This window comes from Haloferax sp. ATCC BAA-644 (assembly GCF_000336975.1).
Classification (GTDB): domain Archaea; phylum Halobacteriota; class Halobacteria; order Halobacteriales; family Haloferacaceae; genus Haloferax; species Haloferax volcanii.
The window spans coordinates 52,302-67,559 of the sequence record NZ_AOLF01000013.1 but is presented as its reverse complement, the minus strand read 5'-3'; the positions used below and the strand labels follow the sequence as shown (position 1 = coordinate 67,559).

Annotated in this window: 18 protein-coding genes; 11 read left to right on the top strand and 7 right to left on the bottom strand. The window is 66.7% G+C overall.

Features of this window, described 5'->3' with window-relative positions:
- Window positions 1–16: 16 nt before the first annotated feature.
- The 7 genes from C458_RS18775 to C458_RS18040 all read left to right on the top strand — a co-directional run bounded on the left by C458_RS18775 (window position 17) and on the right by C458_RS18040 (window position 6,287).
- Window positions 17–142: a hypothetical protein gene (locus C458_RS18775; protein WP_004043988.1), complete on the top strand. Its 126-nt coding sequence runs from the start codon at window positions 17–19 to the stop codon at window positions 140–142.
- Complete coding sequence (locus tag C458_RS04060) at window positions 139–1,176, top strand: metallophosphoesterase (RefSeq protein WP_008573462.1); 1,038 nt, start codon at window positions 139–141, stop codon at window positions 1,174–1,176. Before C458_RS18775 ends, C458_RS04060 begins: the two co-directional genes overlap by 4 nt.
- On the top strand, window positions 1,167–1,943 hold the full coding sequence (locus tag C458_RS04055) for a hypothetical protein (RefSeq protein WP_008573460.1): 777 nt from the start codon (window positions 1,167–1,169) through the stop codon (window positions 1,941–1,943). Before C458_RS04060 ends, C458_RS04055 begins: the two co-directional genes overlap by 10 nt.
- A gap of 83 nt (window positions 1,944–2,026) precedes the next feature.
- The gene (locus C458_RS04050; protein ID WP_049897052.1) at window positions 2,027–2,491 is read left to right on the top strand and encodes a PH domain-containing protein; all 465 of its coding nucleotides are present in this window, start codon (window positions 2,027–2,029) and stop codon (window positions 2,489–2,491) included.
- Complete coding sequence (locus C458_RS04045; protein WP_008573458.1) at window positions 2,488–4,323, top strand: PH domain-containing protein; 1,836 nt, start codon at window positions 2,488–2,490, stop codon at window positions 4,321–4,323. Before C458_RS04050 ends, C458_RS04045 begins: the two co-directional genes overlap by 4 nt.
- Before the next feature lie 22 nt (window positions 4,324–4,345).
- Window positions 4,346–5,041 (top strand): carbonic anhydrase, encoded by a 696-nt coding sequence (locus C458_RS04040; RefSeq protein ID WP_008573457.1) that lies wholly within the window; start codon window positions 4,346–4,348, stop codon window positions 5,039–5,041.
- Between the two features lie 448 nt (window positions 5,042–5,489).
- Window positions 5,490–6,287 (top strand): hypothetical protein, encoded by a 798-nt coding sequence (locus C458_RS18040; protein WP_152418117.1) that lies wholly within the window; start codon window positions 5,490–5,492, stop codon window positions 6,285–6,287.
- A gap of 334 nt (window positions 6,288–6,621) precedes the next feature.
- Here C458_RS18040 and C458_RS04035 read toward each other — a convergent pair whose 3' ends face one another.
- Entirely contained in the window at window positions 6,622–7,281 is a 660-nt protein-coding gene (locus C458_RS04035) for a bifunctional 4-hydroxy-2-oxoglutarate aldolase/2-dehydro-3-deoxy-phosphogluconate aldolase (RefSeq protein WP_008573456.1), read from the bottom strand.
- Window positions 7,282–7,434: 153 nt separating this feature from the next.
- Between C458_RS04035 and C458_RS04030 the strand changes: the two genes are divergently transcribed.
- Window positions 7,435–7,836, top strand: coding sequence for a hypothetical protein (locus tag C458_RS04030; RefSeq protein WP_008573455.1), 402 nt, complete (start codon window positions 7,435–7,437; stop codon window positions 7,834–7,836).
- A 23-nt stretch (window positions 7,837–7,859) separates the two neighbouring features.
- Here C458_RS04030 and C458_RS04025 read toward each other — a convergent pair whose 3' ends face one another.
- From C458_RS04025 to C458_RS04000, 6 genes are all read right to left on the bottom strand, one after another.
- On the bottom strand, window positions 7,860–8,291 hold the full coding sequence (locus C458_RS04025) for a universal stress protein (RefSeq protein WP_008573454.1): 432 nt from the start codon (window positions 8,289–8,291) through the stop codon (window positions 7,860–7,862).
- A gap of 137 nt (window positions 8,292–8,428) precedes the next feature.
- Window positions 8,429–8,650, bottom strand: coding sequence for a hypothetical protein (locus C458_RS04020; RefSeq protein ID WP_008573453.1), 222 nt, complete (start codon window positions 8,648–8,650; stop codon window positions 8,429–8,431).
- A 199-nt stretch (window positions 8,651–8,849) separates the two neighbouring features.
- On the bottom strand, window positions 8,850–9,044 hold the full coding sequence (locus tag C458_RS04015) for a hypothetical protein (protein ID WP_004064193.1): 195 nt from the start codon (window positions 9,042–9,044) through the stop codon (window positions 8,850–8,852).
- The gene (locus C458_RS04010) at window positions 9,041–10,813 is read right to left on the bottom strand and encodes a b(o/a)3-type cytochrome-c oxidase subunit 1 (protein WP_008573452.1); all 1,773 of its coding nucleotides are present in this window, start codon (window positions 10,811–10,813) and stop codon (window positions 9,041–9,043) included. Before C458_RS04010 ends, C458_RS04015 begins: the two co-directional genes overlap by 4 nt.
- On the bottom strand, window positions 10,813–11,352 hold the full coding sequence (locus C458_RS04005; RefSeq protein WP_008573451.1) for a cytochrome c oxidase subunit II: 540 nt from the start codon (window positions 11,350–11,352) through the stop codon (window positions 10,813–10,815). Before C458_RS04005 ends, C458_RS04010 begins: the two co-directional genes overlap by 1 nt.
- Complete coding sequence (locus C458_RS04000) at window positions 11,353–11,580, bottom strand: hypothetical protein (RefSeq protein WP_058565934.1); 228 nt, start codon at window positions 11,578–11,580, stop codon at window positions 11,353–11,355.
- Window positions 11,581–11,745: 165 nt separating this feature from the next.
- On the opposite strand from C458_RS04000, the gene C458_RS03995 reads away from it, so the two are divergent.
- Genes C458_RS03995 through C458_RS03985 form a run of 3 tightly spaced genes read left to right on the top strand, consistent with a single transcriptional unit; the run spans window position 11,746 to window position 15,219 of the window.
- Entirely contained in the window at window positions 11,746–11,964 is a 219-nt protein-coding gene (locus tag C458_RS03995; RefSeq protein ID WP_004064201.1) for a hypothetical protein, read from the top strand.
- Between the two features lies 1 nt (window position 11,965).
- Complete coding sequence (locus C458_RS03990; RefSeq protein ID WP_008573450.1) at window positions 11,966–12,760, top strand: sulfite exporter TauE/SafE family protein; 795 nt, start codon at window positions 11,966–11,968, stop codon at window positions 12,758–12,760.
- Between the two features lie 2 nt (window positions 12,761–12,762).
- A complete protein-coding gene (locus C458_RS03985; RefSeq protein ID WP_049897041.1) occupies window positions 12,763–15,219 on the top strand; it encodes a heavy metal translocating P-type ATPase in 2,457 nt (818 codons plus the stop codon).
- Window positions 15,220–15,258 lie beyond the last annotated feature (39 nt).

The window sequence follows — 15,258 nt, the reverse complement described above, 5'->3', positions numbered from 1 at the left end:
GGATGCATCCACGTGTATGCACGGGGACGAGACGCGCGCCACCGAGTCGCCGCTTCGAATCGAGTTGTGTCCCGACACCGGGCGGATTCGCGTCCACCGGGAAACCGCGCTGGGGACGTTCACGCGGACCATCGACCGATGAGTCCGGACGCCCCGCCGATAATCGGGGAGACGCCGGTTGGGAGCCCCGACGAGCGCGGTCCCGGTCCCGTGCTCGCACGCCTCGGCCGGCCGGTCTCGGAGACGCCGACTCGACTCGCGGTCGTTGCCGACCCGCACGTCACGCCGACGGGCTCCGGTACGTGGAAGGCCTACCACCGGAGCGAGACGCGGCTTCGGACCGCCGTCTCGACCATCTCCGACCTCGACGTCGACGCGACGGTCCTGCTCGGCGACCTGACCCGCGACGGCCGCCCGGAGGAGTACGACGTGGTCGACGAACTCCTCCGCGACCTGCCGGGGCCGCGGGTCGCGGTGCCCGGCAACCACGACGTGCCGAAGCGCTGGGACGACTACGACGCCCCGACGCCGGCCGAGTTCGCGGCGCGCTACGCCGACGGCTCCCTCCCGTTCGTCCGCCGGGTCGGCGGCGTCGACATCGTCGGCCTCGACTCCGCCGGCGGCGGCCCGGACCTCGCTCTCACCGACACCCACGAGGGGGCCGTTCCCGACGCCCAACTCCGCTGGCTCGACACCGTCCTCGCTGACGCGACGACCCCACTCGTCGTCCTCCACCACAACGTCTTCCACCCTCGCCGCCACACCGGCCAGTTCCCCGACGCCGACTTCTACCAACTCCGCAACGCCGACGAACTCGCCGCGGTGCTCGCGCGCCACGACGTGCCGCTCGTGCTCTCCGGGCACATCCACTGGCCCGCGACCGCGGTGCGAGCCGGCGTCCGCGAACTCATCGCCCCGGCGACCTGCTCGTTCCCGCAGTCGTTCGTCGCGGTCGACATCGACCGCCGCGGGACGACCGTCCGACTCGTCCCGCTCGCGGGGCCGAAGGGCATGGCCGAGGCGTACACCCTCGCCGCCAGCGGGGCCGCCCACGGGCAGGGCATCGCCGCGCACGCCGACCGCGGGCAGCTGTCGGCGCTCCCCCTCGTCGACGAGCGGAGGCCGCCGCGACGGGTCGTCGGCTCGGACGTTCCGGGGGCGGTTCGATGGCGGTGAGCCTCGGCCGCCTCGACGACGCCCGCGAGGCACTCCGCGCCGAGCGTCGCCGCTGCGTGGACGAACGCGAGGCGTTCCGGTCGTTCCGCCGCGAGGTCGCCGCGTCGCAGGCGACGGCGTCGACTCCGAATCAGACCCCCGCGGCCGCGACGCTCGTCGGCCAGCGGGGCGGGCGGGGCGGAACCGACGCCGCGCTCTCCGGCCTGCGCCGGAGCTACGAGCGGACCGTGATGTCCGTCCCGCACTACGACGAGGAGTACGGCGACGACTTCGGGGAGAGCTTCGCCGCCGAGTTCGGCCCGGACGTTGCGACCGCGTTCCGGTCCGCGAGCGTTCTCTCGGCCCCGCTCCGGCGCACGATTGCAGCGGCCGCCGCCTCGTCGCTGGACGAACGCGGGCAGTTCATCGACATCGTCGACGAGGAGGCCGAGTCCGTGGCGTCGATGCGCGGCGATATCGAGGACCTCCTCGGACGCCTCGACGACCTCGACCGAACGCCGCTGTCCGACCGCGGCTTCGACGCGCTGTTGGCGCTCTACGGGGAGCTTTCGGCGCTCCGCGAGCGACTCGACGGACTCGTCGCGGCGCGACAGGAGACGATTTCCCACCATCGACGGACGCTCTCCGGGCTGGTGCCGGACGTGACGGAGTTCTTCTACGCCGACCTGTCGGTCCGGTACCCGGTGCTCGCGACGTTCGCGGCGGTCGGCGCGACGCTCGCCACCGCGACCCGCCGGGTCGAGCGCCACCTCGCCGCCACCCCGTAAGCCGATTCGGGCGCGGCCACAGTTATTTATCCGTTCAAGGAGACGCCGGAGTGTACGATGTTCACGCGCTCGGAGGGATTCCCGTGAATCGCCTCCACCCCCGTATCCGTCTTCTCTGGGTCGCCCGAGCGGTCGTGTTCGCGCTCGTCGCCGGCGGCGTAGCGACCGCGGCGACGCTGTTCGCGCCCGTCCCGATACCGACGTTCGTCCCCGTCGCGGTCGGCGGCGTCTTCCTCGTCGTCGGCGTCGCGGTCGCCCTGCTCCGGTATCGGGCGTGGGGCTACGAGGTCCGCGACGACTCGCTGTACCTCCAGCGCGGCGTCCTCACCAAGGTCAACACCGTGGTCCCGTTCGTCCGGGTCCAGCACGTCGACTCGGCCCGCGGCCCGCTCGAACGGCTCGTCGGCCTCGCATCGACCGTCGTCTACACCGCCGGCTCCCGCGGGGCCGACGTGGCGATTCCGGGGCTCACTCCGGAGGGCGCAGAGGACCTTCAGGACCGACTGAAGCGCCTCGCAATCGCGTCCGAGGGCGACGACGCGGTATGACCCGGCTGTCGCCGCTCTCGGTGCCCTATCGGGCGGTCCAGCGCAGCGCCAGCATCGCCTTCGCGCTCGCGTTCCTCGCGTTCACCGGCGGGACCACGTTCGGCGGGTTCCTCGGCGGTCTCGGCGCGGTCGCGCTCGTCGGCGTCGTCGTGGTCGCCATCGCCGGCTACGAACTCGCCTACTTCCGCCGGTTCGAATACGAACTCACGCCGGACACGCTGGACATCCGGTCGGGCGTGTTCTCCCGGCGCAACCGCGAGATTCCCTACCGGCGCATCCAGAACGTCGACATCTCCCGCAACGTCGCCCAGCGACTGGTCGGTATCGCCGCCGTGGACCTCGAAACCGCGGGCGGCGGCGAGACCGAAGGCAGTCTCCGATTCGTCAGCTACGAGGAGGCCCGCCGCATCCAGTCTGAAGTCGCCCGCCTGAAACGCGGCGGTAAAGACGGCGACGCGCCTGAACCCGAACGGGAACTCCTGTTCGAACTGACGCCCCGCGAGTTGGCCATCGTCGGCGCGCTGTCGTTCGACCTCCGACTGCCCGGTCTCGTCTTCGTGTTCGGGTCGACCGTCTTCCCCATCGTCGCGTCGTACGTGGACGTGCCGGTCCCCGCCGGGAGCGCCGCGGCCGCGGGGGTCGGCATCGTCGCGCTCGTCCTCCTCGTCGCGCTCGTCTCGTGGGCCGCCGGCTTCGCCTCCGCGGTGGTGAACTACTACGGCTTCCGGCTGACCCGCGTCGGCGACGAACTCCAGTACGAACGCGGCCTCCTCCAGCGCTACAACGGGTCGATTCCGCTCGACAAACTCCAGACGCTCACCGTCGAGGACAACCCCCTGAAGCGCCGGTTCGGCTACGCGACGCTCCTCGTCGAGACCGCGGGCTACGCCCCCAGCTCCGACGGGACAAACGGGTCCGGCGGCGGCGGTCGCGGCTCCGAGGCGGCCATCCCGCTTGCGACCCGCGACCGCGTGCTCGGCCTCGTTGCCGACCTCGAAGGCGTCAAGCTGCCGACGTTCGAGGGGCCGCCGACGCGCATCCGCCGGCGCTACGCCGTCCGCTACTCGCTCGTCCTCGGCGCGGCGACGCTCGCGCTCTACGGGGCAAACCGGGTCCTCCCGCAGGAGATTCCGTGGTTCGTCCCGCTGGCGCTCGTCCCGGTGGCCGTCGTCGCCGGCGCGCTCCAGTGGCGGCACCGCGGCTACGCGCTCACCGAGGACCATATCGTCACCCGAAACGGGTTCTGGAAGCGCGAGACGCGCTTCGTCCCCTACTACCGGGTGCAGACGGTCATCGAGCGCCGGACGATTTTCCAGCGTCGCTGGCGCGTCTCGACGGTCACGGCCGACACCGCGGGGAGCATCTCCCTCGTCGGCGGCGACGCGACCGCCGTCGACATCGAAGTCACCGACGCGGCGGAGCTTCGGGAGACGCTGAACGACCGCCTCCGCGAGGCGCTTGCGGCGCGCCGCGAGGCCCGACAGCAGTCCCGACAAGCCGCACTCGGCATCCGCGCCGCGGAGCCGGACCGCGACGCCGACGCATCGGATTCGGGGGCAGTCACCGACGCCGAGGCCGACGTGAGCCAGACGCCCGAGTTCGTCGAGGAAGCCGAACCCGCGGCCGCCGGGGCCGACGACGACGCTGAGGATGCTGCGGACACTGGAGACACTGACGACGCTAACACCGCCGACGCCGACACCGCCGACGCCGACGAGTCGGCGGAGACAGACGACCCCTTCATCTGGGGCGAGCCGGTCGAGTCAGCGGGCGGGGACGACGAAAAAGCGGACGACTCCGATGAATCGAGCGACGAGCGGGATGCTATATAGAGTCGGGACGAAACGTAATCCAATGACGCGAACAGTGCTGGAGTCGCTCTTGACCGGGAACGCGCGACACGTCGAGAGCCTCGGCGTCGACCACTTCGAGGGCGTCCGCGAGGCGCAGTCGCCGGCGGTCGTCTCGGTGAGCTGTTCGGACTCCCGCGTCCCCGCCGACGCGGTCTGGAGCGCCGACGAGGCCGGCGAGCTGTTCACGTCGGTCAACGTCGGCAATCAGGTGTGGACCGATGTCGACGGACGACTCGTCGTCAACGACGCCGTCGGCTACGCGGTGTCGGCGCTCAAGTCGACCGACGTGGTCGTCCTCGGACACACGGGCTGCGGCGCGGTGACGGCCGCCTACGCGACGGCCACCGGCGAGAGTGTCGGAGACCTGCCCGCGTCGGTCGAAGCCGCCGTCTCGCGGCTCGTCCCGCTCGTCGAGGAGGCCCGTGAACTCGGCGTGTTCGACGCGGAGACGCCGGGTGGCGAGGCGGTCAACCGACTCGTCGAGTACGCGGTCGTCCGGCAGGTGGAGTACCTCACCGAGAGCGACGAGATTCCCGAGGCGACCGACTGCTGGGGCTTCGTCTACGACTTCCAGCGCGTCTACGGCGACGCCGACGGCGCGGCCTACCTCGTCGCGGCCAACGGCGAGTCGGACCCCGACGCGCTCGCCGACGTGGTTCCCGATGGGTTCGAAGAACGCGTGCGGTCGATTCGGTAAGAAGCGATTGGCGGGTGGTTCGAGGGGATTTGATCCGTTGGAACCCGTGATTTCTGAGCTGAATTGCGTGCAGAATAGAGAGTATATACAGCACGCCTTGTCCCTTTATTCGACTCAATTCATATTGAACAATTGTTAGGATGAGACTGTGGGTCTACCGCACCCCTTGTATCAGTAACCCCGCCACGACAAGTATCACACACCTACTCAGCGGTTGTTTCAGAGAGGAAGGTATTGAACGGAGATAATAACAACAAATCAATATTAATCAAGACCAATTCTTAGAGTTAATACGTGGGAACCAATGGATATTATAAACATTACAGATCTGAAACACATATTGGATTTCCAACTGTTTAGAAAAGAGTATGGTTTTTGATTGTCAGAGTCTAGTTGGATGTCTGATAAGAACATAGAACAACCGAATCGACGAACTGTTCTACAAGCTATGGGTGCAGCTGCTGGAGTTGGTTTGGTCCCAACAATCAGTTCCGGGAAAGAAGACAGCGTGGTGAAATTTGACAAAGCCATGAAGAATCGGGATAAAAAAGATTGGAGCCTTGATAAATGGTTCAAATACATCGATGATAAAGATATAGAATACGGGAATGAACAAAAAACAACAAAAGTAGACCTGAAAACGGGTTCAAGTACAGATGGCCCGTCAACACAGATCATTTCGGGATTTGAGGAAAAAGACCTTACTCTAACAATGACTTACTACAGCCTTGGTAGTTATGACGCAGTAGAGTTACACTGGTCATTCGATAACAGTGGTATAGATGATGCATATACTGGAAAGCCAAAAGATATAGCTAAGATTGGCTATAACCCAGACCACTACAGTAAACCCCCGGAGAGAGATGGGGAGAGTTGGTATAGCTTTGGATCTGACATGGTTGAGCTTGGCAAAAAGCAAACACCAGAAGGGGGAGCTATTGCACGGTATAATGGCCTATACTTCAAAGGTCAGAATCCACTAATTGGAGATGGTGAAGTCGGAGGTGACTTAGATCTACAAGATTACATGACGCTTTATATTGATCCAGACACATCTGTTCCCCTAAATGAACGAGAGATTTATTTCTCCTATTCAATGCTGTATGATTCGGCAAGTCTAGGAGATACCAATATATCCGATGATGGAATCAGTTTTGGTATTACTAACGAGGAGGATTCCTGGACCGTATCTCCGGCCTACGAACAAGAAGACCTCAGAAACGGGAAACAATATACCCCAAACTAAAATTAAGAAACCAGCTCTAAGCAGATCGATGGGTACTCACGAGCCGAAATCATAAATCCGGCATGGTTATTTTCTCACAGGGGAGTGATTAACGCAAATGGAAGGAAACGAACTCAGCCCAAGCGGAGATAGTCAGTCGTATAACCTGAAGGGGTATGATAAGATTAGTTTATTTATTGCTGTATTTTTATATTTTGGTTCAGAACTAAACATAATTCCATTCCAAACGGCCGTCCTTTCGTTCCTTTTTGTCATTATATTATATCTCGTCTTGGATAGCTAAATACATATTATATATTCTATTATTTAAATTAGGACGACCACCCGCTCTCCCTCAGTCGTCTCGCGCGTCGTCGATGACGTTCGAGAACTCGCGGGCCGTCTCGGTGATGACCTCGAAGTCGCCGTTTTCGATTGCCTCGTCGTCCATGAGCGCGCCGCCCGCGCCGACGACGACCGCGCCGGCCTCGATGTAGTCCGCGGCGTTGTCGAGGCCGACGCCGCCGGTCGGCATCATCGGAATCTGCGGGAGCGGCCCCTTCATGCTCTTGAGGTGGCCGGGGCCGAGCGAGGAGGCGGGGAACACCTTCACGAGGTCCGCGCCCGCGGCGTACGCGTCGGTCGCCTCGGTCGGCGTCATGATGCCCGGCGCGACGAGCGTCCCGTAGCGGTTGCAGGTCTCGACGACGCCCTCGTCGAAGTTCGGCCCGACGACGAACTCCGCGCCGGCCTGGATGGCCGCGTTGGCGGTCGGGGCGTCGAGAACGGTCCCAGCGCCGACGATGGCCTCGCGGTCCGAGAAGGACGCCGACACCTCGCGGATGAGGTCCATCGCGTCGGGGTTGTCGGCCGTGATTTCGTAGGCGGTGACGCCGCCCTCGTGGAGCGCGTCGGCCACGTCGATGATGGTGTCCGCGTCCGCGCCGCGCATCACCGCGACGACGCCGCTGTCGGCGAGTCGTTGCATGTCCTCGTGTACGTCGAGTGCGACCATCGTTGTCTCGACGTTTACTACATATCGTATTAAATTGGGGGCCTCGCGGCATCCCATCGGTCGCACGACGGGAACGGCGGCAGTCGCATCCTCGTGAGTGAGCCCGAAAGAGAGAGAGAATAATTTTTTGACAGTTCTGTGCGAACTACGACCGTGTCACCGACATCGACGACGCCCACGGACGGCGGTTCGAAGGTCGTCCCGCCGGATAAATCGCTGTTCGCCGAAATCGCACCGTTCCGGCTGGCCGTCGGCGTCGTCTTCTGCGCGTTCGCCGTCGCCGCGGTCGCGGTCGGCTGGCTCCCGCCGATGAGCGCCGACGTGGTCGGCATCGCGCTCCTCTGTGTCGTCTTCCTCGCCGGCGGGTTCGTCCCGTTCAACGGAACCCTCGCGTTCTACGTCGCGCAGGCCGCGGCGTTCCTCGTCTGGGGCGCGCTCCGGTTGGCGGTCGACGGCTTCGACGTGATTCCGCTCCTGTTGGGCGCGGCCGGGGCCGTCGGCCTCGCGGTCTACGGCCGGCGGGCGCTCCGCGACGGGCTCAGGGCGCTGGTCTGAGTCGGCCTCGCTTCGCTCTTGTCTCACTCCCTGACGGTCAACACGGGCACGTCCGAGAGCCTGACGACCCGCTCCGTCGTGCTTCCGAGAATCGCGTGTTCGAGCCCGGTTCGTCCGTGGGTCGCCATCACCACGAGGTCCGCGTCGGTCTCGGCGGTCGCGTCCAGAATCTCCCGGTACGGCACGCCGATTCGGATTTCGGTCGCGCAGTCGACGCCCGCGTCTCCGGCGAGCGATGCGATTTCCTCGACGGCCATCTCGGCCGCGTCGCGGAGGCTCGCGCGCACTCGTTCGACCGGCACGTCGGCGGCGGTCCACAGCCCGAGGTCGTCGACCTCGATGACCGAGAGGGCGCGAATCGACCCGCCGGACGTACCCGCGAGGTCGATGGCGCGGCGGGCCGCCGCGCGGGAGCGGGCGCTGCCGTCGGTGGGGACGAGAACGGTATCGTACATATCAGTTCATTGGCGTCCCGACGATATCGTCTTTTTCGTCGGAGAGACGGCTCTCGGGGCGGTGCAGTCGCTCTACGGGTCGAAAACCGGAGAATGGAGGTCAGCGGAGCCGGTCGGAGCGGTCGGCGTCGAGTCCCTCAGACGCGGGTGCGCGGTTTGGGGGCGACCCGGCGGACGCTCGCGGCGGCCGCGACGAGCAGGCCGCCGAAGAGGACGGAGACGAGGAGCTCCGGAGCGACGGTCAGGCCGTCGATGCCGCCGAACGTCGTAAACAGCGCGTAGCCGGCGACCGCCGTGAGGACGATGCCGATGACGACCGCGAGGCCGATGCCAGCTTTCATCAAGTCGAGGTTGCTCATGGTCGCTTGAGCCTACGCGAGACGACCGAATATAAACGGAGACTGCTTCCCAGCGTCCGGGAAACTGACCGAGCGTCTCCCCCGATATCGCGGGGGATTTATGTTGGTACGCGGGTCGTCCCGCGACGGGACCGCGGCGACGAACCGGAAAATCAGAGGGTCGAAACCGTGCGTCGAAAACGTGTGCCCGAGTCGTCGGCTACGCCGCCGACTCAGACCCCTCGCCGTAGAGCCCGTACAGCACGAACAGCAGGGCGAGGAACAGGAACTCGATGACCGCCACGGCGATGAGCGGGAGTTCGACGTTGAAGAACCCCGCGACCGTGCGCAGTTCGATCGCGACGGGGACGCTAATCGCGATGAGGACGAGCGCCCGCGCCTTCGTGAGCTTCACGCGACCACCCCCCAGAGGGTGTTAAAGGCGCTCGTGACCGTCGTCAACACGAGGTCGACGCCGGCCGAGACGGTCGCCGGGACGGGGAGGCCGCCGCCGAACAGCCCGCCGCCGTTCTGGATGATGCCGGCCAGCGGGAGCGTGTACGCGAGCACGACGAGCACCGCCGCGATACCGGTCCACATCGTCAGGTTGTCGAGGATGCGCGGGCTTCCCTCGGGCCCCGAAAGCGGCTCGGGGAGGTACGAATCGACCGGGCGGTCGGACTCCTCACCGAGTGAGGTCAGGAGGATGTTGAACAGGAACAGCACCACCGACAGGAACAGGAGCGTCCCGCCGAGGGCGATCTGCACCCGAAGCTCGAAGATGCTCCCGATGGGCGTCAGGAACTCGAAGTTCTGGTACTGCGGTTCGGCGGTGCGCCGCGGGATGCCGGCGAGGCCGGCGCGGTGCATCGCGTTCGACATGAACACCATGCCGACGAACCACATGATGACCTGCAGGAGGCCGATGGGGCGGCTGTAAAGCTTCCTGCCCGTGACCTGCGGGACGAGCCAGTACGACCCGGCCATCATCGTCAGCGCGACGGCCGTGCCGACGGTGAGGTGGAAGTGCCCCGGCACCCACAGCGTGTTGTGGATGAGGTAGTTGATGTTCATCCCGGCGTTAATCATGCCGGAGAAGCCGCCGGCGGCGAACATCGCGCCCGCGAGGGCCATGCCGGTGAAGGCGGGGTCGCGCCACGGGAGCGCGCCGAGCCAGCGGAGGTAGCCCTCACCGCCGCGTTGGCGCGCGCCGTGTTCGACGCTGGCGACGACGGTGAACGCAGTCAGCAGCGACGGGAGGAGCAGGAACATCGTGTTCGTCATGGCGATGAATTTGAAGCCCTCCGCGATGCCGGGGTCGAGGTACTGGTGGTGAATCCCGACCGGCGTCGAAAGCAGGAGGAACAACACGAACACCACGCGTGCGAGCGGGTCGCTGAACAGTCGCCCGCCCGCGAGCTTGGGGAGCACGGTGTACCAAAGCAGGTACGCCGGCATCAGCCAGAAGTAGACGATGGGGTGGCCGAAGTACCAAAAGAGCGTCCGCGTCAGAAGCGGGTTGACGCTCTCGATGAGGCCGAGCGACCACGGGATGAGGAAGAACACCACCGAGACGGCGACGCCGAGGGTGGAGATGTACCACATAATCATGGTCGTGAGGACCATGAACGTCTGCAACGGGATTCGTTCGTCGGAGTGCTCCTGCCGCCACGCCCGGTAGGAGAGGAACCAGTCCGCGCCGGCGAGCCACGTCCCGACGATGAACATCGCGAGGCCGATGTAGAATATCGGATGGGCTTGGAGCGGCGCGTAGAACGTGAACAGCACGTCCGCGCTCATGCCGAGGTTCGGGACGAGGCCGCCGAGGATGGCGACGGTGGCCAGAACCGTGCCCGTCGTCATCAGGCCGACCCACGCCCACGAGAACAGCGCGCTCTCGGCGGGCCGGTCGAGGCTCCTGGCGACCGCCCAGTGGAACACCCCACAGAGGAAGAAGATGGTGAAGACGATGGCGAGCAGCACGCCGTGGCCCGTCAACACCGTGTAGTAGTCCGCCGAGTCGATGACGCGGAGGACGTTCGTGCGGTGAAGCGCCTGAATGAGACCGAAGAAGGCCCCGATGCCGAGCGAGACGAACGCGATGAGGAAACTCGCCTTGATGATTGCCGCCTCGTCGGGGAACTTATCGACGAACTCGCTGCCGCCGCCGGACGCGGTCGCCATCAGTTCTCAGCCTCCCCTTGCGCCTGCTGCTGTTCGTACCAACTGTCGAATTCTCCTTGTTCCATAACCACAATCTTCCCTTCCATCACGTGGTGGCCGGAGCCACAGTACTCGTTGCACAGCATCCCGTACTCGCCGGCCTCTTCGAACTGGACGGTGAACTCCGAGACCTGCCCGGGAATCGCCATCGTGTTCGCGTTCGTGCCGACGACCTCGAAGCCGTGGATGACGTCGGCGGCGGTCACGTGGAAGGTGACCGTGCTGCCGGCGGGAACGCGAAGCGGCTCGGTCGTCCCGGGTTCGAAGACGAACTGGCGGGCGACCACGTACACGTCGTAGCTGTTCTCACCGGTCCGCTCGATGCCGGGGTCACCGAACTTCGGGTGCTGGTCGAGCGTCGCCGGGTCGACCGTGCCGCCTTTGTCGTCTATCATCTCGATACCCGCGCCGGCGGCCCCGTAGGTAATCGTCCCGATGAACCCGACGATGAGGACGAGCGCCAGCGCCAACCAGAGCTTCTCGTAGGCGTGAATCTCCATCTATCCCACCACCGTGAGACCACGTCCGAGGAACTCGACGAAGTACATGAACACCCACATGCCGATGAGAATCGCCATGTAGATGAGCACGAGCACGAGCGTCCCGACCGGGTCGAAATCGTCGTGTTCGAGTTCGCGAACGATACCGTCGTCGGCCGTCCCGACGATAGAGTCCACCGGGGGGTCAGCCTGCCCGGAATCACCTTGGGAATCCGCGTTTGCTGGCACGCCGCCATCGGTGGACGCGCGCGCGGCAGAGGACGCGGCTCCCTCTGCTGTCGAATCAACGGCCATACCCGGTCATGAGGAATAACGGGACTTTAACGCAACACCCCATTCCAACGCGGTGGGAATAGGCGAAATCAGAAACACCGTGGTCGCGAATGGACCGATATGGAACTCACGCCACGGCGCGCCGGAACCGTCGCACTGCTCGCGCTCCTGCCAGCGGTCATCTTCGGCGTGACGCAAAACCCCCTCGCAGGGGTCGTCACGGCCGTCAACGTGCTTCTCATCTCGACAACCATCTACCTCCTCATGAGTCCGACCGAGGGCGGACACGGCCACGACGGCGACGCCGACCCCGAGACCGACGCCGAACACGCCGCCTGAGATGGACGGCGGCATCTCGCTCGGGCTGCCGGCCGCGACGCCCGAGGCGGCGGCGTTTCTCCTCGTCGGCCTCTTCGGCGGGGCGCACTGCCTCGGGATGTGCGGCCCGCTCGTCAGCGTCTACGCCGACCGTCTCGCTGACCGCGAGGGCGTCGATAGCCGGTCGCTCACGCTCCGGCAGGTCCGCCAACACGCCCTGTTCAACGTCGGCCGGGCGCTGAGCTACGCCGCCATCGGAGCCGTCTTCGCCCTCGTCGGCGGCCTGTTTTTCGACGCGTTCGACTCGGTGGTCGCCGTCGGCAGCGGCGTCCGCGGGGCGACCGGGCTACTCGTCGGGGCCGCCATCATCCTCACCGGCGTCGGCTACCTCGTCGGCCAGTCGGCCGCCATCGACCGGTTCACCCCGACCGCGGTGACGCGCCTGTTCGGCCGCGTCAGCGGGTGGGCGACCGCCCGCGTCGATAGGCTCGTCGGCGGCCCGCGAATCCTCGGCCTCGGGGCGATTCACGGCCTGCTCCCGTGTCCCATCATCTACCCGGCGTACCTGTACGCCTTCTCGACGGGCGACCCGCTCCGGGCCGCCGCCTTACTCGGCCTGCTCGGCCTCGGGACGATTCCGACGCTGTTCCTCTACGGGACGCTCCTCGGTCGCGTCTCGGCGCGCCGGCGGGCGACGCTCCACCGGGCGCTCGGGGCGGCGTTCCTCGTCCTCGGCTACATCCCGCTGTCCCACGGCCTGATGCTGCTGGGCGTGTCGGTCCCGCACCTTCACGTACCCTTCTACCAACCGTTGTGACGATGTCGACTTCGACGCGGTCCCGCGGGTCGGCCGGCGGCAAGAGCGACGCCGGCGGCGACAGCGAGGGCTGTGACCTCTGCGGCCTGCCGACGCCGACCCCACCGGTCACCGGCGACGACGCGGACGGCGAGTTCTGCTGTCGCGGCTGTCTCGAAATCACCCGCGCACTCGGTGACGCCGCGAGCGCCGACCCCGAGACGGTCGAGCGCGAACTCGCGGGCGAGGCCGACGAAATACCCGACGACGCCGAGCGGACCTACATGGCCGTCGACGGGATGCACTGCGCCACCTGCGAGGCGTTCGTCTCGGGCACCGCGCGGACCTGCGAGGGCGTCTACGCCGCCGAGGCGAGCTACGCCAACGACATGGTTCGCGTCACCTACGACCCCGAAACGGCCGATTTAGATGGATTGTCGGGGACGCTCGCGCGCTACGGCTACGGCACGCGCGACCCCGAGGAGCGCGAGGCGGCCGAGCGTTCGGACAATCAGGTCGCCCGGTTCGTCATCGGCGGCGGCGTCTTCGGCATGATGGTGATGCTGTGGTACGTCCTGTTTCTGTACCCGACCTACGTCGGCTTTCAGCCGGTGGTCGAACTCGGCGTCTTCGACGGCATCTACATCCTCGGCAACATCTGGGTGATGACCTCCATCGTCCTGTTCTACACCGGCTTTCCCATCCTCCGGGGGGCGCTCGTCAGCCTCCGCGCCGGCCAGCCGAACATGGACCTGCTCGTCTCGCTGGCCGCGACGAGCGCCTACGTCTACTCGACGGCGGCCGTCCTCGTCGGCGAGACCCACGTCTACTTCGACGTGACCGTCGCCATCATCCTCGTCGTCACGCTCGGCAACTACTACGAGGACCGCATCAAGCGGAAGGCCGCCGGGATGCTCTCGGACCTCGCGGCCTCCCGCGTCTCGGAAGCGCGCCGGAGGGTCGAAGGCGACGCCGACGGCTCCGGCGACACCGCCGTCGAGACGGTCGCGCTCGACGCGCTCGAATCGGGCGACCTCGTGGAGGTCCGACCGGGCGAGCGCGTCCCGGTCGACGGGACGGTCCGCGAGGGGACCGCCGCGGTCGACGAGGCGCTCGTCACCGGCGAGTCGATGCCGCGGACGAAGCGCCCCGGCGACGACGTGCTCGGCGGGACCGTCGTCACCGACCGCCCGCTCGTCGTCGCGGTCGGCGAGGACGCGACGAGCACGCTCGACCGACTGGTCGAACTGCTCTGGGACATCCAGAGCGCCCGCTCGGGCGTCCAGCGCCTCGCCGACAAACTGGCGACCATCTTCGTGCCGACGGTGCTCGTCCTCGCCGCCGTCACCTTCGGCTGGACCCTCCTCGGCGGCGGCACGCCGACCGAGGCGCTCCTCGTCGGCCTCACTGTCCTCATCGTCTCGTGTCCCTGCGCGCTCGGGCTCGCCACGCCGCTGGCGGTCGCCTCGGGCATCAAGGAGGCGGCGAGTCGGGGCATCGTCGTCGCCTCCGAGGCCGTCTTCGAGGCCGTCCCCGACGTGGACGTGGTCGTCTTCGACAAGACCGGAACGCTCACCGACGGCGACATGGCGGTCCTCCGGGTCGTCGGTGACGACGGGAGCGACGCGCTCGCCGCGGCCGCCGCGCTCGAACGCTTCTCCGCGCACCCGCTCGCGACCGCCGTCGTCGAGGCGGCTGAAGACCGAATCGAGGCGGCGGGGGCGGATGCGTCGATTCCCGACGTTGCGGCCGACGACGTGACCGTCCGCGACCGCGGCGTCTCGGGGGCAGTCGACGGCGAGCGCGTCGTCGTCGGCCACCCCGACCTCCTCCGCGACGAGGGCGTGACGCTCGCGCCGGCCCACGAAGACGCCGTCGAGGCCGCCCGCGACGAGGGCGCGGTCCCCGTCGTCGTCGGCTGGGGCGGGCGCTCTCGGGCGGTGCTCGTCGTCGGCGACGAACCGCGCGAGGCGTGGGACGACGTGGTCGCCGCCGTCGCCGCGGGGGGACGCCGCGAGGTCGTCGTTCTCACGGGTGACTCCGAGCGCGCCGCGCGCCGGTTCCGCGACCATCCGGACGTGACAGACGTGTTCGCGGGCGTGCCGCCGGAGGCGAAAGCCGAGACGGTCGAACGCCTCCGCGCCCGGGGGACCGTGGCGATGGTCGGTGACGGGAGCAACGACGCGCCCGCGCTCGCCGCCGCCGACATCGGCATCGCGCTCGGCACGGGGACGGACATCGCGGGCGACGCCGCCGACGCGGTGCTCGTCGGCCGCGACATCGACGCGATACCCGAAGTGTTCTCGCTTTCGACCGGGGTGAACCGCCGCATCCGCGGCAACCTCGCGTGGGCGTTCGGCTACAACGCGGTCGCCATCCCGTTGGCCGCCTTCGGCGTGCTCAACCCCCTTTTCGCCGCCGTCGCCATGGGCACGTCGAGCCTGCTCGTCGTCGCCAACTCGGCGCGGTCGCTCGACTGAGTCACCTTCCCGAGACGATCACCGAAAGCGGACCAGTCA